The 22,863-nt window shown below is 33.5% G+C and carries 21 protein-coding genes; 11 read left to right on the top strand and 10 right to left on the bottom strand.

Annotated features, from left to right (window positions below):
• Window positions 1-2: 2 nt before the first annotated feature.
• The 5 genes from F0000_RS01945 to F0000_RS01925 form a co-directional block, all read right to left on the bottom strand.
• On the bottom strand, window positions 3-509 hold the full coding sequence (locus F0000_RS01945) for a flavodoxin family protein (RefSeq protein ID WP_149623014.1): 507 nt from the start codon (window positions 507-509) through the stop codon (window positions 3-5).
• 62 nt (window positions 510-571) lie between these two features.
• Window positions 572-1,576 (bottom strand): VWA domain-containing protein, encoded by a 1,005-nt coding sequence (locus tag F0000_RS01940; RefSeq protein WP_149623013.1) that lies wholly within the window; start codon window positions 1,574-1,576, stop codon window positions 572-574.
• 2 nt (window positions 1,577-1,578) lie between these two features.
• Window positions 1,579-3,198 carry a BatD family protein gene (locus F0000_RS01935; protein WP_149623012.1) on the bottom strand — a complete coding sequence of 540 codons (1,620 nt, stop codon included), beginning with the start codon at window positions 3,196-3,198 and terminating at the stop codon, window positions 1,579-1,581.
• 43 nt (window positions 3,199-3,241) lie between these two features.
• The gene (locus tag F0000_RS01930; protein ID WP_149623011.1) at window positions 3,242-4,108 is read right to left on the bottom strand and encodes a DUF58 domain-containing protein; all 867 of its coding nucleotides are present in this window, start codon (window positions 4,106-4,108) and stop codon (window positions 3,242-3,244) included.
• Between the two features lie 92 nt (window positions 4,109-4,200).
• A complete protein-coding gene (locus F0000_RS01925) occupies window positions 4,201-5,202 on the bottom strand; it encodes a MoxR family ATPase (protein ID WP_149623010.1) in 1,002 nt (333 codons plus the stop codon).
• Between the two features lie 258 nt (window positions 5,203-5,460).
• Between F0000_RS01925 and F0000_RS01920 the strand changes: the two genes are divergently transcribed.
• Window positions 5,461-6,213 carry an SDR family NAD(P)-dependent oxidoreductase gene (locus tag F0000_RS01920; RefSeq protein ID WP_149623009.1) on the top strand — a complete coding sequence of 251 codons (753 nt, stop codon included), beginning with the start codon at window positions 5,461-5,463 and terminating at the stop codon, window positions 6,211-6,213.
• Window positions 6,214-6,880: 667 nt separating this feature from the next.
• Here F0000_RS01920 and F0000_RS01915 read toward each other — a convergent pair.
• Entirely contained in the window at window positions 6,881-7,795 is a 915-nt protein-coding gene (locus F0000_RS01915) for a hypothetical protein (protein ID WP_149623008.1), read from the bottom strand.
• Between the two features lie 543 nt (window positions 7,796-8,338).
• Here F0000_RS01915 and F0000_RS01910 point away from each other — a divergent pair.
• The 6 genes from F0000_RS01910 (at window position 8,339) to F0000_RS01885 (ending at window position 14,940) form a co-directional block, all read left to right on the top strand.
• Window positions 8,339-9,478 (top strand): ATP-binding protein, encoded by a 1,140-nt coding sequence (locus F0000_RS01910; protein WP_149623007.1) that lies wholly within the window; start codon window positions 8,339-8,341, stop codon window positions 9,476-9,478.
• A gap of 35 nt (window positions 9,479-9,513) precedes the next feature.
• Window positions 9,514-10,242, top strand: a complete 729-nt coding sequence (locus tag F0000_RS01905; RefSeq protein WP_149623006.1) for a metallophosphoesterase family protein — start codon at window positions 9,514-9,516, stop codon at window positions 10,240-10,242.
• A 109-nt stretch (window positions 10,243-10,351) separates the two neighbouring features.
• On the top strand, window positions 10,352-11,488 hold the full coding sequence (locus F0000_RS01900; protein ID WP_149623005.1) for an SPFH domain-containing protein: 1,137 nt from the start codon (window positions 10,352-10,354) through the stop codon (window positions 11,486-11,488).
• A 58-nt stretch (window positions 11,489-11,546) separates the two neighbouring features.
• Window positions 11,547-12,659 carry a DNA helicase PriA gene (locus tag F0000_RS01895; RefSeq protein ID WP_149623004.1) on the top strand — a complete coding sequence of 371 codons (1,113 nt, stop codon included), beginning with the start codon at window positions 11,547-11,549 and terminating at the stop codon, window positions 12,657-12,659.
• 700 nt (window positions 12,660-13,359) lie between these two features.
• Window positions 13,360-13,611, top strand: a complete 252-nt coding sequence (locus F0000_RS01890; RefSeq protein ID WP_149623003.1) for a hypothetical protein — start codon at window positions 13,360-13,362, stop codon at window positions 13,609-13,611.
• A gap of 810 nt (window positions 13,612-14,421) precedes the next feature.
• A complete protein-coding gene (locus F0000_RS01885) occupies window positions 14,422-14,940 on the top strand; it encodes a hypothetical protein (RefSeq protein ID WP_149623002.1) in 519 nt (172 codons plus the stop codon).
• A 266-nt stretch (window positions 14,941-15,206) separates the two neighbouring features.
• On the opposite strand, the gene F0000_RS01880 is transcribed toward F0000_RS01885, so the two are convergent.
• From F0000_RS01880 to F0000_RS01865, 4 genes are all read right to left on the bottom strand, one after another.
• On the bottom strand, window positions 15,207-16,760 hold the full coding sequence (locus tag F0000_RS01880; protein WP_149623001.1) for an aldehyde dehydrogenase family protein: 1,554 nt from the start codon (window positions 16,758-16,760) through the stop codon (window positions 15,207-15,209).
• A 161-nt stretch (window positions 16,761-16,921) separates the two neighbouring features.
• Window positions 16,922-17,461 carry a 3-hydroxyanthranilate 3,4-dioxygenase gene (locus F0000_RS01875; protein ID WP_149623000.1) on the bottom strand — a complete coding sequence of 180 codons (540 nt, stop codon included), beginning with the start codon at window positions 17,459-17,461 and terminating at the stop codon, window positions 16,922-16,924.
• Window positions 17,462-17,503: 42 nt separating this feature from the next.
• Window positions 17,504-17,911, bottom strand: coding sequence for a hypothetical protein (locus F0000_RS01870; RefSeq protein ID WP_149622999.1), 408 nt, complete (start codon window positions 17,909-17,911; stop codon window positions 17,504-17,506).
• Window positions 17,912-18,035: 124 nt separating this feature from the next.
• Entirely contained in the window at window positions 18,036-18,959 is a 924-nt protein-coding gene (locus F0000_RS01865) for a nicotinic acid mononucleotide adenyltransferase (protein WP_149622998.1), read from the bottom strand.
• 124 nt (window positions 18,960-19,083) lie between these two features.
• Here F0000_RS01865 and F0000_RS01860 point away from each other — a divergent pair, with 124 nt between their 5' ends.
• The 4 genes from F0000_RS01860 to F0000_RS01845 all read left to right on the top strand — a co-directional run bounded on the left by F0000_RS01860 (window position 19,084) and on the right by F0000_RS01845 (window position 22,588).
• Entirely contained in the window at window positions 19,084-20,079 is a 996-nt protein-coding gene (locus F0000_RS01860) for an NAD(P)H-dependent glycerol-3-phosphate dehydrogenase (protein ID WP_149622997.1), read from the top strand.
• Window positions 20,080-20,145: 66 nt separating this feature from the next.
• Entirely contained in the window at window positions 20,146-20,598 is a 453-nt protein-coding gene (locus F0000_RS01855; RefSeq protein ID WP_255452594.1) for a nuclear transport factor 2 family protein, read from the top strand.
• Between the two features lie 6 nt (window positions 20,599-20,604).
• Entirely contained in the window at window positions 20,605-21,477 is an 873-nt protein-coding gene (locus tag F0000_RS01850; RefSeq protein WP_255452593.1) for a sulfurtransferase, read from the top strand.
• A gap of 4 nt (window positions 21,478-21,481) precedes the next feature.
• Entirely contained in the window at window positions 21,482-22,588 is a 1,107-nt protein-coding gene (locus tag F0000_RS01845) for a glycoside hydrolase family 3 N-terminal domain-containing protein (RefSeq protein ID WP_188111996.1), read from the top strand.
• Window positions 22,589-22,863 lie beyond the last annotated feature (275 nt).

Raw genomic sequence — 22,863 nt, 5'->3', positions numbered from 1 at the left:
TATTATTTAATTCTCAATGCAAAAGCATTGATTTTTTCTTTTACCTCTACCGGGATTTCTTTGTTTTTTACCCAAGTATGTATATCATCCAGATATTGCATCCCTAAATACTCGGCACTTCTCGAAAAGGGAAGGCTAAATTCTGTTACGTTATCATCATCATTACTACAACTAATCATCCCCATTTCTTTTCCTCTAAGCATTCTACCAATATCTTTTTCTTTATATAAATAATCAGAAATCCGATCTAAAAACACTTTCATAATTCCGCTCATTGTATACCAATATACAGGTGTGGCTACTATCATTGTTTGATAATTCTGAGTTATATCCTTGAATATATCCCCAAAATCATCATTTTTATTTTTAAACTCATAATCGAAATATTGTATTTTTTTTTGGTTTAAATCTACTATTTCAAAACCTGTAAGCTCCTTGACATAAGCCACTATCATTGCTGTGTCTCCGTCGCTTCTGGAACTTCCTTGTATAATGATTCCTTTTTTCAAAATTAAATCTTGTCAATATTATAAGCTTTTACAACCTACTCCACAATACAATTGTCCCCATATCAAACAAAACTTCTGAATATGGTAAACCTCATCAAAAATTCTATCAATAGCAACAAACCTGCTAATAATACTAATGGTCTGAACTTTTCTTCATAATTGTAAAACTTAAATTCTTCTACATCAGTCTTCTCTAATTTATCAATTTCCTCATAGATTTCTACTAGTTTTTTATTGTTAGTCGCTCTAAAATATTTTCCTTTAGTCACTTTGGCTATTTCTTTTAGCAACTCCTCATCTATCTCTACTTTTACATTACCATATTGAAAAGTTCCATTGGGCCTTATTGCTACGGGAGACAATGCCATACCATTGGTTCCGATACCAATAGTATATACCTTGATCCCATATTCTACTGCTAATTCTGAAGCTATTTTGGGATCAATAAAACCAGAATTATTAGAACCATCTGTAAGTAATATAATCACTTTGCTTTTGGCTTTACTATCTTTTAATCTATTCACAGAAGTAGCCAATCCCATACCAATAGCAGTCCCGTTTTCCAGAAGGTTATTGTACACAATATCATCCATCGCACTGAGGACAATAGCTTTATCACTGGTAATAGGAGTTTTTGTAAAACTTTCTCCTGCGTACAACACTAATCCAATACGGTCATTGGGTCTTCCTTGTATAAATTCTTTTGCCACATCTTTTAGTGCTTCCAGACGGTTCGGTCTTAAATCTCTGGCGAGCATACTGGCAGATACATCAATTGACATCACAATATCAATACCTCTGGTAGTTTTTGTCTTGGTAGAAACATCTACTGTTCGTGGTCTTGCCATTGCAGTAATAACCAATCCTAAAGCTATCAATCGGAATAATAATAAAACCGGTTTTAGTTTTGCTAGCCAGCTACTGGAAACTTTAAAGCCTTTTATACTGGAAATTTTAAGTGCAGCCTGTTGTTTGTTTCGTTTCCATATATACCATGCTATTGCGATTGGTAATGCTAAAAACAACCAAAAAAACTGTGGATTTTCAAATGTAAAATTATCAAACATAGCTATTCGGCATTTTTAAGTTCTACAGAATTAATAATGCGTTGTGCAACATCTTTGGCATACCTGTCTTCTTTATTAAAGACGACAATAATCTGCTGAAATCCTCCTCCTTCTCCAAAATATAACATTAAATATTCTCCTTTTTGTGTTTTTTTAGTGATCGGGTTATCTGCTTCCATCTCTCCAAATACCTTTAGTCCTTTAGCTCCTCTAAGGGTTTCATATTCTTCAGTCTTAAAAGTGATGTTTTTTGCGCCCTGTGCTTCCATTCCTTTAATGGCTCCTTCTACTGCCTTTTCCAGATCTACTTCTTGCTGCTGTTGTTTGAATTGTATCGTACTCACAGCAACATAAAAATTACCAAGAATACTACCATATACAAAGGTCTCATTTCCCTTAAGCACCTGTTTTTGCTCTTCTGTTAACTGAAAACTATTACGAATCAATACTTTTGGCGACGAAACGGTAACCGGGGGAGATCCGTAGGTACTGCTAATCCATTCTGTTTCTGCCAGCTCTTTGGTAGGATGTCCCAGTAATGAATCTTTGACAACATCATATCCTTTGGTCAGAATAAAAATAAGAAGTGTTATTCCTAAAGCTCCAATGACAGCAAGGCTTCCAAAAATAATCTTCTTCTTCCTTTTTTTCTCAATAGCTGCTTTTCTATATTCTTCATCGGCTAATAGTTCTTCTTCTGTGGGTTCAGGAATGGCTTCTTTGGTTTCATTGATAACCCTTTCTATAACGTTACGATCCGCTTTTGCAGTACCAATATCTGGTTTGGACTTAGCAAACTTTGCCATATCTGCGGTTTTCAGTACGTTTTTCAGCTCTTCTACGGTATGCTTATCCAGGTTTAACGATCCTGATTTGATTTCCTCATCTAATCGTTCGATAAGTTCATCCGTGGTACTTTCCATTGCGTGATCATATACTTCTTCATCAATATATTTACGCGCAGTATCACTCAATTGAGAGTAATATTCTTTGTGCGACTCTTCTTCTAATAGATGAGAAGCGTCAATTCGTTGCAGTGCCAGAATTGCTCTTTCATAAGGAGGTAGTTCATTTTCTCTGGCTTCTTTGCGTTTCTTTCTTCTTAATAAAAGAAAAGCAATCAGTCCAATGAGTACTAATGGTATCAGAATCCACCCTATATATTTTCTCCAATTAGAAAAAGAAGCATCTACATCTACCAGCGGCTTGATCTCATACATCTTTTGTTTGGTCGTATCCACCAATACATCACGGACTTCTACTTTTAGCGAATCTGTAAAAAATACCTGATCACCTACCATTACTTTTTGTCTGGGAATGGTATAATGCCCGGAATCAAATTGTGTTAACGCATACTCTTTTGTCAATAGAAATCTACTTGTATTTCTGGTCGTATCTGTTTTATAAGATTCTATGACTTCCAGCGGTGTAAAAGTTTGTCCTTCCGGAAAAACAACTATCTGCGTAGAATCAGTTTCTACTTGCATCGTATATCGCATTTGGTCACCAATACGAATCGATGTAGAATCTATAGCTGATGATACCTGAGCATACCCTCCTAATCCATAAAGAGGGAACAGTATATAGACACAAAATCCAAAGACTTTGTTTCTTAATTTCATAATTATATCTCGTAATTCGTAATTGTTCATTCGTAGTCTTACCTTATCCTCTTCGTTTAAAATACCCTAATAATTTTTTTACATAACTTTCATCCACACGGCTGCTTAATGAACCTGCTCCACTTCTGGTAAAGCTGTCATTAAAATAATTTACCCTTTCTTTATAATACGTTGCATAATTATTTCGGGTCTTCTTAGATCCTGTATTTACTAATAATAATTCTCCCGTCTCTTCATCTTCCATCTGTACCATACCCAAATTGGGAATTTCTTCTTCTCTCTGATCGTATACACGTATTCCCGTAACATCATGCTTACCTCCCACAATCTTTAACGTCTGTTGATACTCGTCTGTAATAAAATCAGAGAGCACAAATACAATTGCTTTCTTTTTCATCACATTTGACAAAAACTTTAATGCTTCAGTAATATTTGTTTGTTTGCTTTTGGGTTCGTGTTCTAATAACTCTCTGATAATTCGTAATACGTGCGATCTTCCTTTTTTGGGTGGGATGAATAATTCTATTTCATCTGTAAATAAAATCAATCCTATCTTATCATTATTTTGAGTAGCAGAAAAAGCAAGGGTCGCTGCAATTTCTGTAATTATCTCTTTCTTAAATTGTTGCTTTGTACCAAAAAGCTGAGAACCTGATACATCCACCATCAGCATCATCGTAAGCTCACGCTCTTCTTCAAAAACTTTTATATAAGGTTCGTTATACCTGGCTGTTACATTCCAATCAATATTACGAACATCATCTCCAAACTGATATTGCCGAACTTCACTAAAAGTCATACCCCTACCCTTAAAGGTAGAATGATATTCTCCTCCAAAAATATGATCACTCAAGCGCCGCGTCTTGATCTCAATTTTTCTAACTTTTTTAAGTAACTCTTTAGTATCCATAAATAATGATTTACGATTGTCGATTTGGGTTATTGTCGATTTAGATATATTTTTAAGTAATATCTAAAAGGTATTTCGAAAACCTAAAATCTCTATGGCACTTCAATTTCATTTACAATCTTATTAATAATTTCTTCTGAAGTTACATTTTCTGCTTCAGCTTCATAGGTAATACCGATACGATGGCGAAGCACATCATGCACAACAGCTCTTACATCTTCTGGGATTACATATCCTCTTCGTTTTATAAATGCGTAGCATTTGGCTGATGTTGCCAAGTTGATACTTCCTCTTGGTGAAGCTCCAAAACCTATTAATGGTTTTAAATCTTCAAGACCATATCTTTCTGGATAACGAGTAGCAAAAATAATATCCAGAATATATTTTTCGATCTTCTCATCCATATACACATCTTTGACAGCTTCCTGAGCTTTCAGAATTTGTGCTACAGAAATTACCGGATTTACTTTTTCAAAAGATCCCTTAAGATTCGCACGAACAATTAATTGCTCATCTTCTAACTTAGGGTAATCAATCACCGTTTTTAGCATAAAACGGTCTACCTGCGCCTCGGGTAATGGATACGTTCCTTCCTGTTCTACAGGATTCTGAGTTGCCATTACTAAGAAAGGTTTATCTAGTGTAAAGGTTTCGTCACCAATTGTTACTTGCTTTTCCTGCATGGCTTCCAGCAAAGCACTCTGTACTTTTGCGGGCGCACGGTTAATCTCGTCCGCTAATACAAAATTTGCAAAAATAGGACCTTTCTTAATAGAAAAGTCATTCTCTTTCATATTATAAATAAGCGTTCCTGTTACATCTGCCGGTAACAAATCTGGCGTAAACTGAATCCGACTAAAACTTCCATGAACCGCTTTTGACAGCGTATTAATTGCCAAAGTCTTTGCCAATCCAGGAACCCCTTCCAGTAGAATATGACCTTTTCCTAACAAACCAATAAGCAATCGTTCCACCATGTGTTTCTGGCCTACAATTACTTTATTGATCTCTAATGTAAGTAAATCTATAAATGCAGATTCTTTTTGTATTTTGTCATTGATTGAAGCAATATCAACAGAACTATTTTCTTCCATCTATTTTAATTTTTAAAAGCGTGAATTTAACATTCATAATTCAACATTGCAAATTGTTGAATTAATTTTCCTTTTGTTGTTAATTATAGGTTAAATGTATTTCTTTTATATACGCTTACACTCAAATTTTAAAGTATATTTAAACCATTTAACTGAAAAAAACGAACATAAGAAGCCTCATCGCTGTTTGCGATGATTTTATCAAAGGACGGGCTCTATTTTTTAGTGTTGCAAAAAAATAAAATTTTAATCTAATCTATGAAAACTGCGTTAATCACAGGAGCAACCAGCGGGATCGGAAAATCCGTAGCGATAGAATTCGCAAGACATAATATCAATCTTATTCTTTGTGGAAGAAGACAGGAACGGCTAATCGAATTACAGCATCAATTAAACACTAAGGTAAACGTACATACACTCTGTTTTGATGTACGAGATAAAGAACGGGTTTTTGCGGCTATAGATAGTCTTCCTGCAGAATTTAGCAAAATTGATATCTTAATCAATAATGCCGGCAATGCACATGGTATGAACCCAATACAAACAGGTAATCTGGATGACTGGGATGCTATGATCGATATTAATGTAAAAGGATTGTTGTATGTTTCTAAAGCTGTGATCCTAACAATGATCTCTAATCAGTCTGGTCATATTATTAATATAGGTTCTATTGCGGGAAAAGAAGTGTACCCTAATGGCAATGTATATTGTGCCAGCAAACACGCTGTGGATGCTATTAATAAAAGTATGCAGTTAGATCTCAACGCTTATGGCATCAAAGTGGGCGCTATTCATCCGGGATTAGTAGAAACTGAGTTTAGCAATGTTCGTTTTAAGGGAGATGACAAGCGAGCTGATACTGTATATCATGGTTTTGACCCCCTTACTCCAGAAGATATTGCAGATATAATTGCTTTTGTTGTTACCAGACCTTATCACGTAAATATCGCAGATTTGATTGTTTTTCCAACGGCTCAGGCAAGCAGTACTATAATAAACAAAAAGGTGTAGTAAGTAAGGTTTTTCTCCTGCGAATTTCCTGAAAAAATTATCACGAATTCATCTTAACTTTTTGTTTTTAACCTAAGATGCATTGAAATTTTGACAAATAAGTCATTTTTTGAAAACCAGAAATGGTACGATGAACAAGAAACATAACGAAAACAAGAATGAATTTTAACCTTTTTTTAGGAAATAGAAAGAAGTAAGATGAGTTCTTCAGTAATTTTGTAAAAACAAAAAGGGGATTAGTTAACATCAATCCCCTTTTTATGAGTAATACCATCCTCAAAGAAATTACCTAATAAAGAAGCCATAGGGGTATTCAACGGAAGAAAGTTTTACAATTTAATGAAAACCATCCGTTTTCAAACTTTCCTCTAAAACCTCCGATGCAGAGCATCGGGGAATTCTATTGATTAAAAGCATTTCTTTTTGTTTCACACTTCTAAAGTGTCTGGTCGGAAATACAGCAAAATCAAATTTGTACCTTTTTGCAAAATTTTGATTTATTTTTAATTGTTTGATGCTATGGCATCTACTTCAAAAAATAAATTCCAAATTTCATCAAAAATCTTTCAAATTATGAAAATCGTCTATTTCCGACCGGACATTTTCTAAATAAAAAATAATTTGATTCAGTTTACTGTGATTTCATCTAAAGAATTTGAAATCATTATCAATTAGTAACATAACGTTTCCAGAAATTAGCAATGCTATTCGCCTTTTTTGTATTAAAAATCCAATAATTTTCTACACAGTCTGAAAAATCCACTCCTCCCTTTGGTATAGAAGAATGGCTTGCATTAAAACCACTCGCTTTAATGATCTTATCAGCCTCTCTCCAATATTCTCTGGCAAATCTATTTCTGGAGTTTTTTGCTTTCTTAAGAAATGACTTGTTTACCGTTCTGTAACTCGGTGTATTTGGTCCTCTATCAGGTCCATTCCCGAAACCAGCATTGCCATCATCAATGGGTCTATATGTTGCTTTGTTTTTAACATAGTTTAGATCAGCTCTTTTAGTATGTCTTTCATTCCATTTACTATGCTGCACTACAATCACGTTTGACTTGATTTTTGAGGGAGGTACACCCTCGTCTATCAGCTTTTTTATCCATAATTTTGTGATCGTTGACTGTCCTGCTTCTTGTACCCATACTTTTCCATTAGAATTTAGTATAGGACGAACGACATTTTTGATCCTGTTTACGGCTCTATTCCTGTTTTTTTTGGCGTCTACCCATTTAGAACCAAAAACTTTTTTAAACAAAGAAGTAGCATCAATAAATTTACCTCCTTGCGTACCATAAGCACCTTGAACTCCAAAATGCTTTATTCCTCTTAAATCTGAATGGCGCAACATACATCCAAAAGCTGCTAATGAATGAATGTCATCTGCATCAGGTTTGTTATCAAACTGGGCGATCAAAATGTCTTTGGATTTGTTAAAAAATGGCCTTGGAGCTAGCTTCTCAGTAGTTACAGACGTTTCTTTTTCAGCAGTGTTGAACTCGCTATTTACCTGCTCTTTTTCGCAACTAGTGGATACGACAAATCCAACCAGAAGCATTAATACTAGTTTAAATTTCATTTGTGTTATATTTTGTTAGTTAAAGGATTAAAAGTACTCAAAAAAAGCGATTTATTCCCTCAATATTTTATAAAAAACAAACTAACAATCTCATTTTAACACAACAAAATGTACATTAAAATCAATATACTTGTAATTATTAACATTTATATTATACATAGAACTCTCATCTTGAGTACTGCTTTGGCCTGCAAAATTTACATGCTACACACTAATTTTGTTGTTTTTTTAACTGTAACTATGGCTCTGCTGAAAAAAACTACTTCAGTATAGTACAAAAGCTAAACTTTTCGGTTGAACGCCACTACTAAAGATGAGTTCATTTTTTAGATAAGATTTAAGTATGAAATCTAATTCATATTTATTATCAAATAGATTAAAAATAAGAAGGGATTTTATTGATTTTATATTTAAATTACATATAATTGCTACTTTGTAAACCTATTTCAAAAAATCAAAGTTTTCATTCTCACACATTGCCAGCCCAATAAAAATACCTAAGTTTAGCTTAAAAAAATACACATTGCTTTTATGTAAAAAAGAATGATTAACAAACGCTTACTTATAAAAAATCTTTTGGCACATAATGACGAGAATAGTTTTTATGACAAAAAGCTCAAACTTAATATTGGTGAAAAAGAAGGAAAAGCTAAGTTCTTAAAACATATTTGTGCATTAGCAAATTCTAATCCTAAAAATAATTCTTATATCGTAATTGGTGTAGAAGATGAAAATAATCAGATTATAGGAGTTGATTTCTTCGATGATAGTAAAATACAAAACCTTGTTAATGCATACTTGTCTAACCCTCCTATTGTTGCCTATGAGAATATTCCTTTCCCGCATTTACCCAGTAGTAAGGTAGTGGGGCTGGTTTCTATTCGTTCGCAAGATGGAAAACTTTGTTCTTTAAGAAAAAATATTTGGAAGTATTATGGAGGTGCTGTTTTTTTTAGAGATGGAAGCATGAGTATGCCCAAAGTATTTGATATCAACATTAAAGATATTAATTCTGAGGTTGTAGAATCTATAGAAAGTCATGCGCAAAACAACATAGAACTTACACTAGATGGTGTTTTTGATTTTATGAATTCAAGAAAGGATTATAATCCTAGTTATAAGGTTTTTAAAGAATATTTTGTAGTATGCTGGTCTGCAAAAGAAAAACGGGTAAATGGAGAAATCTATTATTCCAGAGTAGATATTGCACTGATTAATGAGCAGGTAAAATTGTTTTACTCTCAGTTTGATGAGATAAGCATCGCTATCACCGATGAAGAATTTAAAATCATTGAATATGTACAACTAGGGCTACAAGATACCTATAGTTACTATCCACTAGAAGAAGTTTCTATCAAATTTAAAAATAATGTAAGTTATGATATAGAGAATAAGTTACTTTTTGAACCACCACAATTCAATAGAAAAACGCTCCATCATCTCTACAATAGTAACAACTCATTGATTGAAAAGCTTAAAAAGAAAATATCCTTAACAAAGAATGAACAAAAGGATATTATAAACCTTCCTGGCACTTATCTAATATGTTATTTCAATGGTTTTAATGAAGCCAAAGAAAGACTGGAAGAAGCAAAACCATATTTAAAAAGTTATCCTGATCAAAAAGTATATGTACTTTATAAGGAAAGCATTCGAATATTAAGAAAAGTAAGATATAGCTAACCAAAAAACCTACCCACCACAAACAAAACTAAAAAATGAGTAGAACTATAGTAATAGGAGATATCCATGGAGGCTTAAAAGCACTCAAACAATTAATGATAAAATCAAAAATCACAAAAGATGATACATTGATTTTTCTAGGCGATTATGTAGATGGTTGGAGTGATAGCGCCCCATTAGTTTCTTTTCTTATAGAATTACAAGAAACGCATAAGTGTATTTTTATCAGAGGAAATCATGATCAATTATGCTATAATTGGCTTACCAAAAAAAAATTCAATCCGGAATGGATGATACATGGCGGACAGGCAACCATCGATTCTTATCAAAAGTTATCTGATTCAGCTATTAAGCAACACCTTAATTTTTATGAACGCCTTCTTGATTACCATATAGATGATACCAATCGATTATTTTTACATGCAGGCTTCACAAATATTCACGGACCTGATCGAGAATATTTTAGTAAATTATTTTACTGGGATCGAACCTTATGGGAAACCGCACTATCTATTGATCCTGCGCTAAAAAAAACAGATCTTACCTATCCTAAACGATTACTTCTCTTTGATGAAATCTATATCGGTCATACTCCGGTAACAAGAATTAATAAAACAGTGCCCGTAAATGCCACCTGCGTATGGAATATAGATACCGGAGCTGCATTTAAAGGACCGCTTACTGCAATAGATATCAAGACCAAAGAGTATTGGCAAAGTGATCCTGTTTATCAACTATATCCTGATGAGATTGGAAGAAATTGACTTTCTGCAATACCCCTGTCTTCTATTGATTTATATTAACCTTAAAATAATTTTTAATGAAGAATTCTATTTTGTAGTTTTAGAACACAAATTATAAATCAATCCACTAATGGGAATTTTTGACGAAATAAAGAAAAAGTTAGGTAATGAATTTATAGACATCGTAGAATGGCTGGACAATACAAAAGATACCATTGTACATAGATTCGAGCGATACCAAAATGAGATAAAAAATGGCGCGCAATTAATTGTTAGAGAAGGGCAAACAGCCGTTTTTATCAATGAAGGACAATTAGCAGATGTTTTTTCGCCAGGTACGTATACACTAAACACACAAAACCTACCCATTCTAACCACACTAAAAGGCTGGAAATATGGATTCAATAGTCCATTTAAGGCAGAAGTGTACTTTGTGAACACACATTTATTTACTGATGAAAAGTGGGGAACCAAAAATCCAATCACATTAAATGATGATCGTTTTGGGTTGGTAGAAATACGGGCATTTGGCACCTATGCTTTTAAGATCAATGACCCAGGTAAGTTCATTATTGATATTGTAGGAACAGATGCCAATTTTACTAATTATGAAATTAATGAACATCTTAAAAGTTTAATTGTTACCCGTTTCACAGATACTATTGGTGAAGCAAATCTGCCTATAGAATTGTATGCCGCTAATACTACAGAATTATCAGAAACATGTCTCGAAGTAATGCAACCAGAGTTTAATTCTGTGGGGATTTCTTTAGAAAAATTCTTTATTGAGAATGTTTCAATGCCTGAAGAATTAAAGAAAGAAATTTTTGAATACAGTAGAATTGATAAACTTGATCTTGATAAGTTAACCAAATTCAAAACTGCAAAAGCTATTGAAGCTGCTGCCGCAAATGAAGGTGGTACAGCAGGAGCAGGCATGGGCATGGGTATGGGATTCGTACTTGCACAACAAATGGGTGGCATGATGAATCCCATGACTACACAACAACAGATACAACCGCAACAAACATCTCCTGTTGCCCCTCCACCAATGCCTGTCCAGATTCAATATTTCTACGCCTCTAATGGTCAACAAGCAGGTCCGGTTTCTTTTGATCAGCTAAAAATACTGTTTGCCAATAGAACCATTAATAAAGAGTCCTTAGTTTGGAAACAAGGAATGAGTAGCTGGACAGCTTTAAAAGAGGTAGAAGAACTAAAATCATTTTTAGGTGGCAATACCCCTCCTCCATTACCTGGAGCTTAAAATTGAATTAATCTAGCATTATATTGATGAGGTTTTGGTTGTGCCAGAATTTTAGTTTATGGAAAAAGAGAAAAAAGCAATTTCTGAGCAAAAGAAATCCTGTGTCAATTGTGGCGCAGAGTTGACATATAAACCAGGTACTACCCAGATAAAATGTGATTATTGTGGTCATGAGGAAACTATTGAAAAACATCCGGATGGTTTTAAGGAATTAGAATTAAAACCATACTTGGATGAGATGGGGTCTGTATCTCATTCTGAAGAAATTCTAATGCTTCAATGCAAAAATTGTGGCGCCAATCAACATATTGAAGAAAACTATAAATCACTACATTGCGTGTATTGCACGATGCCATTGATTATAGAAGATGCCTATAAGGAAGAATGGATTCTTCCTGGTGCCGTACTTCCTTTTCAATTTGATCAAAAAAAATCACATCAGATATTTTCCAGTTGGGTAAAAGGCTTGTGGTTTGCTCCCAATAAACTTAAGAAAGCTACGCTGAACCCTCTACATACCAAAGGATTATATCTCCCTTATTGGACATTTGATGCACAATTATACGCAACATATACCGGACAGCGAGGAGATTATTACTATGTAAGTGTTTCTTATACTGCAACAGAGAATGGAAAACCAGTGCAGAGAACCCGGCAAGAACAAAGAACCCGGTGGAGTCCAGCAAGTGGTAATGTTAGTGGTTTTGTAGATGACACCTTAATAAAAGCCTCTCATCAACGTAAAAATCCAATTCCATCAAAAATTGCACATTGGAATCTTAAGGCACTTGAGCCTTTTAATACTGCATTTTTAGCCGGTTTTGTTACAGAAAAATATACCATCCCGCTAAGAGATGGGCATTTATCTTCTACGCAAGAAGCAGAAAAAATTGCTCACTCCTGGGCACGGCACGATATAGGAGGTGATACCCAACGTGTACATTCTGTAGACATGAGTTTATCTCAAGAAACTTTTAAACACATATTATTACCCATATATATCAGTGCTTATCAATATAATGGTAAAAAATATAATTTCTTCGTAAACGGGCAGACCGGTAGTATTTCCGGGAAAAGACCGTATTCATTCTGGAAAATATTTTTCTTTGTTTTATTAATTTTAATAATTATTGGAGTAATTATTTATTTTACCAATACCTATCAAAAGTAACAGAAAAATTCATAGTTTTTCGTTGTAAAAAATAAAAAATCCAAGATAAGATTCTGATTTTTAATAATGCAGAATATTAAAAACTATCAATTCGAGACATCTAATAAAAATTTTATCACCTGTTTAAACTGACATAAGCAGAAGAATATTATCAGAATGGTAAACTACCTCAGGGCATTTAAATCTCGATTATCGAGTCAAAGAATCAGGAATATCAATTAACTATAAAACAATGACTTAAATAATACATCACTGATAGTATTTTGACGAAGGAAAAGTGTGTCGAGAATAGGCTTTAAAACCTAAAACGCTTTTTTTTGATACAAAATTCTTATCAGAATTTCACTCAAACAGGCATATCGAACTAAGGCTAACAAAAGGAGTATTGCTTTTTTTATCCAAAGAAATTGTAATCCAATTTTGAGGTTTCTCAGATAAGACTGATGGTATTATACGATTTACGGGTGAGAATTTCGTAAAAATAATGGCAAGGATTTTTCGCTAGATTGATGAATCAAATTAAAGAATAGCCATAGCTATTGTTTAATTTTATGAAGAAAATATAGTAGAAAAAGAATGTCATTAGATGCGAAATTTTTATTCGTAAATCGTATTACAAGGTAAACTGTAGGCTTTAGCTATGTAACCATTCGGCGAACTACATATTGTGTAGCTAATATTTAGGTTTTAGCTTTGTTGTATGCAAAGAGAAGATACTAAACGAAAACGCGAAATGTATAAAATTCTCAGGAATTGGAAGAATAGTACCCTCAGTTTGAAGGACTATGGAGAAAGCCAAGGTATTACTTATGAAGTTATGAAATACTGGCATAGGAAATTCAAAGCAGAATTTCCAGAAACTAAGAAAAAAGTAGCCAAGAAAGCAGCTTCTTTTATTCCTGTGGAAGTTGCTACACAAGTATCGATTGCCTTTACTAGAGTTCTATATTGAAGCTTGATAGCATTTTTTAAGTGATTTATAAATGTAAATGCTATAAAGCACATAGCAATATGCCCTTTTATCCTTTGGCCAGTCCAGTGGAATACAGGACGTATTTCTAATTGGCTCTTAAGTGCTCTAAAGGTGTCTTCTACTTCAAAGAGGTCACTATATTTTGAGAGTATCATCTCTACGGTTAAATCTGTTGTAGTTGATAAGGCTTTAAAGCCAAGAACATAAGGCTAATAAGCTAACAGAATTACTGCCCAATAATTGGACTAGTTCTAACTAAATAGCTCCAAAATTTATCTTGATTTCATAAAAGATACAGTTTTTTAGGGTATACCTACCTGCAAAGTGTTTTTATAATATAAAATTAAAATATTGTAATTAATATTTTCAAGAAAGCCCATTAAAGACAAGAAAATATGTATCCTAATTTAAAAAAAGAGACAAGAAAACAAAAAGAATTAATGACGATATTCCTAGATCTCAAACACTTTTAAAAAAGGAAGTTCAATCTTTAAAAGAATTAAAAAAAGACGAAGTAGTTTTTCCAAAGTTATTAAACGTCAAGGATAATGCAAATCCAATACAAAAGAATTTAGACGAAGAATATAGAAAGCAGTCAATTTCTTTTCATCCTGATATGCCACCAAAAATAGATAAACTTCAAAAGTATAGCGAAATTGTTGGTGATAATTAAGATGGTTAAAAATATGTCTCCTTCAGAGACTAAAGAATATCAACGACAAGCTTTTAATAAATTAACAGAGGCTAAGGAAGGATTCCTTCAATTACCAACAAAAATTACAACAACAAATGAAAACAACAAATGAAAACATAACTCAATTAAAAAATAAAATAAATACGCTCAAAACAGAACAGCAAAAAGCCTCTGAAACAAAAGAGTCTGTAAAAAACAATGCGAAATCTAAATATCAAAGAGCAAAAAACAAAGCCTCTGAAACAAAAGAGTCTGTAAAAAACAATGCGAAATCTAAGTATCAAGGAGCAAAAAACAAAGCCTCTGAAACAAAAGAGTCTGTAAAAAACAATGCGAAATCTAAGTATCAAGGAGCAAAAAACAAAGCCTCTGAAACAAAAGAGTCTGTAAAATCAATGTATGATTTATTTATGTCTCCAACAGTCAAATCTGTTGTTAGAGACGCCAAAAGTAATGTTAAAACTACTGCAAAATTCTTACAGCAAGATTTAAAAACAGCTTCACAAAATTTAAGAGATAAGGTGAAAAGCTTAAAAATGGAAGATCCTTTAAACAAAGCCATTAAAAATAAGCATGCGCTTAAGAGTAAGAAAACCAAAGGAAGAAAACTATAAATAAAGAAGTTTTTTTAAATAAACTGTAACAGTTAAGACTTAATTGAATAGTTACTATTATTTATTTTATAAACAGATAGTAATCTATATTACCATAGGCTTACTTAGCTATAATGAATCATTGTTTTCTTAATGAATACATTCGAATCAGAATGACATAAAGATCAAAGTAAATGAATTATATATTATTTGGTGTTGTTATAAATATAAGAGCATCTTTTATAAAAGATGCTCTTATATGATTACTTTTTCCTTATTAACACGTCCTATAAATCAAACTTAATCCCCTGTGCTAATGGCAATTCTGTTGTGTAATTTATAGTATTGGTTTGTCTCCGCATATATACCTTCCAGGCATCAGAACCAGATTCTCTTCCTCCTCCGGTTTCTTTTTCTCCTCCAAAAGCACCTCCAATTTCGGCACCAGAAGTTCCTATATTTACATTAGCAATTCCACAATCTGAGCCTGCATGAGATAAAAAACGCTCTGCTTCTCTTAGATTATTTGTCATAATTGCAGAAGACAATCCCTGTACGACTCCATTCTGGATATCAATTGCATTTTCTATTGCTCCACTATACTTTACTAAATACAGCACTGGCGCAAAAGTTTCGTGTTGTACAATCTCAAAGTCATTCTTTGCTTCTGCAATGGCTGGTTTTACATAGCATCCGCTTTCATAACCTTCTCCAGAAAGTACGGCACCTTCTACAACTAAGTTTCCTCCTTCTTCTACAACTTTTTCTAAGGCATGTTGATATCCTTTTACGGCATCAGTATCAATAAGTGGCCCTACATGATTATTCTCATCCAGAGGATTGCCAATACGTAACTGTTTATAGGCATCCACCACAGCATTCTTTACTTTATCATAAATAGAATCATGGATAATTAAGCGTCTTGTAGAAGTACATCGTTGTCCGGCGGTGCCTACTGCTCCAAAAACAGCTCCTATAACCGTCATTTTAATATCAGCATCCGGAGTAACAATGATTGCATTATTTCCTCCTAGTTCTAATAATGATTTCCCTAATCGTTGTCCTACTGTTGCTGCAACTTTCTTACCCATTCTCGTAGATCCTGTAGCAGAAATTAATGGAATACGCTTATCGGTAGTCATCATTTCTCCTACTTTGTAATCTCCATTGATCAAACAGGAAATTCCTTCAGGAAGATCATTTTCTTTTAATACACTGGAGATTATATTTTGACAGGCAATTCCACAAAGGGGTGTTTTCTCACTTGGTTTCCAGATACAAACATCACCACAAATCCAGGCCAATGCTGTATTCCAAGCCCATACTGCCACTGGAAAATTAAATGCTGATATTATCCCAACTATTCCGAGTGGATGATACTGCTCATACATTCGATGCCCAGGACGTTCAGAATGCATCGTTAACCCATGCAACTGCCTTGACAAACCTACAGCAAAATCACAGATATCAATCATCTCTTGTACCTCTCCTAATCCTTCTTGATAGGATTTACCCATTTCATAAGAAACTAGCTTACCCAAAGGCTCTTTTAGTTTACGTAATTGTTCACCAAATTGTCGTACAATTTCTCCTCTTAATGGAGCTGGTTTTACTCTCCATGAGGTAAACGCAGACATAGCATTTGCAACCACTTTTTCATAATCTGCAGGCCCAGTTGTAGCTACTTTTCCAATTAAATTACCATCAACCGGCGAGTATGAAGAAATTTCATCTCCGGATGAAAACCACGTTGTGCCAGTAGAAGTTCCTTTATTAAAATCCAAAACACCTAATTGTTGTAGTGCTTTTTCTATTCCAAAATCTGTTGCTATTGCTGCCATATTATTTGAATTTACTTTCGACAAGGTAAAGATACTCTGTTTTTTTGATGCCTTTAAATTTTGACCTTACATCCTACTAATTTAGAGCAAGTCACATAAAAAAACACATTTACAAAATCAATGTATTCTAAAAATAAGAATTATTGAATTAAATTGATTTTTTATTCATCTGCAATAAATCTTTTATCGACAGGCATCTCTGTCCCACAATTGTTACAAGTTCTCAATAATTTATTGCCATAAAAATCCTTAAAGTGTTTCAAGAAATCTTTTTCGATATCGTGTAGCTTAAAATATACATCGTGCAGTTTGGTATTGCAATGGTCACAAAACCACAATAATCCATCCTGAGCATCCAGATCTACACGTTTCCTTTCGATCACCAAACCAATAGAGTCCTTATGTCTAACTGGGGAATGGGGAACTTTTGCAGGATGCAAATACATATCACCTGGTCCTAATAGCATTGTTTTCTTTTCTCCGCCTTCCTGGATATGTACTTCGATTTCACCTTCTAACTGATAAAATAACTCTTCGGTTTCATTATAATGATAATCTTTTCTGGCATTAGGTCCTGCAACGATCATGACAATGTAGTCTCCTGCTTCTTTGTATAAATTTTTATTACCAACTGGTGGCTTTAATGTATCTCTATTTTCCTCAATCCATTTACTAAGATTGAATGGTTTTTGGATTGCCATAACTGTTTTATATTTTGAATTATAAAAATACAGAAGTTTTGATTAAGCAAATCTATTTTTAAACCGCTTTATCATTTTTTTCATCACTAACAGATACATAAATGCAAGAAAGTGGCTGGCAATTGATAGCAATAAAAAAACATACACAGATTCTTCAACTACTGGAAATATATTTTTTGAGTCATATTTTTCTCTTTGAAAAACAGCAATTACGAACGTATGAATAACAATTGATACTAAAAAATACAAGATACTAGAAAATCTTTTACCTTTTAACCTCTCAAAAGCTACTAATAATAAAACGGCAAGTAAGGAAGGAAAATTGCTGACCATTAGTATCCACAAAAAAATATACCAACCTTTTAGAGAATGAAAAATACTAGCATACAAAAGCGTAAATAGCAAGAGATACACCACAGAAAAATGCGCTATATCTTTATCTTTTTTCATTGAATCAATATAGTAAAATGTAATCGAATTAAAAAAAGAAATCGCTCAGACTAGATTTCTCTTGCAGAGCGATTTCCAACTAAATAACCAACCAAAAAGTTTTAATTATTGTCTAGTACTTCTTTTATAAGGTAGGTCTTATAAAATCAGCCTTTTTAATTCTTTTTTTATCATTCTGTAATGGTTCCTTGCTCCCAGAATTCTTAAACGGTACATATCCTCGTCCAATAAATTGATATACAGTTCCTGAGGTAGCATGAAGTAATTCTATCTTTCTATCATTGATAACGGTCAACTCGAAATATTCATTGCCCAAATAATCGTAATCAAGTGTTAAAATTTTCCTATAAAAATTATTCTGAATATCCCGAACACTAAAATATCCAGTATAGTCATAATATATATCGTTTATATTAGATATGTTAATATCTTCAGAACTTTTAAAATTATCTCCAGATCCATTATATAAAAACCGCAAATAATTTTCGTCATCGAATTCGTTTATTACCCCAAATTCACTGGTATATACTTTTTCCCACGTTTTATATTCGTGAAGAAAGTAGTGGATATTGTCATAAAAAACCTTATCATAATCAAAAGTATCTCTTTGATAACCAACTAAATAATAACTAGTGTTGGTCTGATAATCAAATAATCGGATTTCATTATTTGCCAACTGACTCACGGCCAAACTATAAAACCCATTGATATCGTGACTAATATCCAGTTCCATATTGATCGTATCATAAAACCCTACATCCAGACCAAAACCATCTCCATTACTTCCGATGCCTACCAGATTATTATTGGCGTAGAATACTCCGTTTTTAAAAGATACAGTAAATGCTTTCTGAAGAAAGGGAATCTCTCCATTACCCTGTGTACGTTCTATATCTACGTACCAAATTTCATAGGTATTCAATAACTCATTAAGTGTGATTACAGGTTCATCAACATATACAGCATCTTCGATCACAACTTCTGCAACACAAGAAGTCAATAGCAGAGAACCTATCATAAAAGCTGAAAGTAATTTTAAAGTCTTCATAATCTAAGCGTTTTTCAATTTCATTTATGATTAACCAAAACATATGCCAAAACCATAACATACTGATTATCAGTTTTTATTTTGAAATGTATTTTGCTTATTTTTGAACTCACAAACTTCTTACATGGATAAAGAATTAAAATTTGCTGTGATTGGTGGTGGTAGCTGGGCAACTGCAATTGTAAAAATGCTAACCGAAAATCTAAATGAAGTGGGCTGGTATATGCGCAGTGTGTATGCATTAGAACACCTAAAAAGGCAACAACATAACCCCAATTATCTGAGTTCTGTAGAGTTTAAAACAGATCAGCTTATACTTACTAATGATATAAACGAGTCTGTAGCATATGCAGATTACCTGATTTTTGCGATTCCGTCAGCTTTTTTAAATACTGAATTAAAAAAACTCACAGAACCCTTAGACAATAAAGTTATTTTTTCTGCAATTAAAGGAATTGTTCCAGAAACCGGATTAATCGTAGGAGAACATTTTCATGAGGTTTATGCCATTCCTTTTAATAATATTGGTGTAATTACAGGACCTTGTCATGCAGAAGAAGTAGCACTAGAACGTCTGTCATACCTTACGATTGCCTCTAATGATGAAGAAAAAGCAACCATTATGGCGACAAATCTGAGTAGTGAATATATTAAATGTAAGGTTACAGATGATATTATTGGTACAGAATATGCCGCTGTCCTGAAAAATATATATTCTGTTGCTGCTGGCATTGCTCATGGATTAGGATATGGAGATAATTTTCAAAGTGTATTAATGAGCAATGCGATTCGGGAAATGAAACGTTTTATTAAAAAGATTCATAAGATGAAACGTAATATTAATGATTCTGCCTACCTCGGAGATCTGTTAGTTACAGGATATTCTATTTTCTCCCGTAATCGTATGTTTGGAAATATGATTGGGAAAGGATATACCGTAAAAAGCGCTCAAATGGAAATGAATATGGTTGCCGAAGGATATTATGCTGCCAAAACGGCGTATGAATTAGATGCAACGAGTAATGCCAGAACTCCTATTATTGATGCAGTTCATGATATTCTATACGAAAATAAAAACCCTAAAAAAGTATTTAAGAAGCTAGCAGATAAGCTAGATTAATTATTCTTATCTTCATCGTATGTTTTTTACTGTATATATGAAACGAATACTAAGAAATTGAGACCTGTGAAAGAACTCATTGAAACATTTTATCAAGGCTTACAAAATCAAGATGCAGAAAAAATGATATCCTGTTATCACGACGATATCCTTTTTGAAGACCCTGCTTTTGGCATACTAAAAGGGGACAGAGCTAAAAAAATGTGGAAAATGTTATGCAAAAATGCAAAAGATTTTAAAGTAGAATTTTCTAATATAAAAGCTAATGACCAAAGTGGATCTGCACATTGGGAAGCTTGGTATATTTTTAGTCAGACCAGAAGATCTGTTCATAATCGTATAGATGCTCAATTCGAGTTTAAGGATGGAAAAATCATAAAACATACAGATCATTTTAATCTACATCGATGGGCTTCTCAGGCTATTGGTTTTAAAGGTAAATTGCTGGGAGGCACTAATTTTTTTAAGAAAAAACTACAACAACAAACTAATAAATTGCTTGACAAGTTTCAACCCTAATAACTCATGGAGGCATTACAAATACTAAAACCTATTGTATCAGCAGATTGGTTATCAAAACATATACATCATCCCGATCTGGTTATACTTGATGCCAGCATTAAAAAAGTTACTGCCAAAAATGAATCTGAATACAAAAACCTTCAGATTAAGGGAACTCGGTTTTTTGATATTAAAAAAACGTTTTCTGATCAGCAGAATCCAATCCCTAATATGCTGCCATCTTCTAAACACTTTGAGGAAAATTGTAGAAAACTCGGTATCAATGCGAATTCAAAAATTATAATTTATGATACATTGGGCATATATTCCAGTGCCAGAGCATGGTGGATGTTTACGGTTATGGGACACAAAGAAGTCGCTATTCTAGATGGCGGATTTCCTGAATGGATTAGGTTAGCGTTACCTACAGAGGCAAAAACAGAAAATTCAACAAATTATAACACGGGGAATTTTAATTCAAAAAACGATCGTTCCAAATGTACCGTTACTGCTAAAGAAGTTTTAATTGAAATGAATGGTTCAAATTCTTTAATCCTTGACGCTCGCTCACACAACAGGTTTATTGCTGTTGATCCTGAACCCAGATCCAGTCTGAAAGGAGGTCATATTCCTAACTCCATAAATCTACCCTATACCCGTGTTCTGGATAACGGAAAAATGCGTTCCAAAGAACAACTGACTCAGCTATTTGAAGAATTTAATATTAAAAACAAAAAGCTGATATTTAGTTGTGGTTCTGGCATCACTGCCTGTATCATTTTATTAGCGGCAAAACTTTCTGGATACACAAATCTTTTAGTCTATGATGGCTCCTGGAGTGAATGGGGACAACTAGATGGAGTGCCTATTGAATCTTACTACAAAAAACATACGTAAACCTATGCGATATTCTTATTCTATACCGATATTATTTGTTATTTTTTCTATACAAATGAGGGCTCAATCTCCAAAATTTAGTTTACAGAATTTCTATTCCTATGATGCTGAACTTGCATATACCGTAGACTCTATATATAATACGCTTAGTAATACTCAAAAAGTAGCACAAATGATCATTACTTCTGCTGGAGAATTAGGAAAACCGATGTCTACAGTTAAAAAATTAGCAGAAAATAACAGCATAGGAGGTGTTGTTTTCCTAAAAGGAACTAAAAAAAAGCACACAGAAAGCATTCAAGTTTTAAACACAATCACTGCCAACAACAAAACATTACCATTACTTTTTAGTATGGATGCAGAACCCAGTTTATTTGCCAGTAGAATTAAAGGAGCAAAAGATGTAGGCAAAACGATAGATATCAAAACTGAAGCGCAATCCGATGCAGTGGTCAATACTATTAATACTGAACTTAGAGAAATTGGAGTACATCACAACTATGCTCCCGTATTAGATATTAGCGCCCATAATGAAGCCATAAAATCCAGAAGCTATGGCAGCAATCGAGATTCTGTTATCAATCTGGCTAATCAATTTATAAAATGTACACAGGAAGGCGGAATTATCGCTACAGCAAAACATTTTCCAGGGCATGGTCTCGTAAAAGGTGACACCCATAAACAAAGTGTTTATATAGATGGTCCTCTGCAAGAAGTTGACAATTACAAAAAAATTATACAAGACGGAGTACTCTCTATCATGATTGCACACATTACCATCCAAAACAATAAAAAATATAGTACTGATGGTTTGCCGTCCAGCTGTTCCAGAAAAATTATTACAGGCTTGCTAAAAGAAGAAATGGGGTTTAAGGGAATTATTATTTCTGATGCGCTTAATATTATGAAGGCCGTAACTATTCTTGATAATGCCCCACTATTGGCATCCAAAGCAGGCTGTGATTTAATTCTAATGCCGCAAAATGAACAAAAAACAATTCAATCAATTCTTACAGAAATGACAAAGGATCCTGCCTATAAAAAGCAAGTGTTACAATCTGTAAAAAAAATATTGAGATTAAAGGTTTGTGCAGGATTATTACAGGTGTAGAAGTACATAATATCAGTTTTAAAACTACAAAAGTAGTATCTCCAGAATCTTCAGGGAAGTGTAATTATAACCCTGTCTCAGGGTTAAGCCCCAGGAGGGCTCTGGAAGCTAGCTTCCAGAGCCCTCCTGGGGCTTGGTCGCTAAATCGAGTGCTATCCGATCCCCAAATTTAATATATAATTGTTGGATAATCAAGCTCCAATTGTGTAAAGGGGCTGTCCATTTCTTCTGAATATTTTTAGTGGCTAAGTATACTAGCTTTAGCAATGCCATAT

Origin of the sequence: Aquimarina sp. RZ0, from assembly GCF_008370685.1 — a bacterium.
Classification (GTDB): Bacteria; Bacteroidota; Bacteroidia; order Flavobacteriales; family Flavobacteriaceae; genus Aquimarina.
The sequence above is the reverse complement of the archived record's forward strand: the minus strand, read 5'-3'. Positions and strand labels throughout refer to the sequence as shown.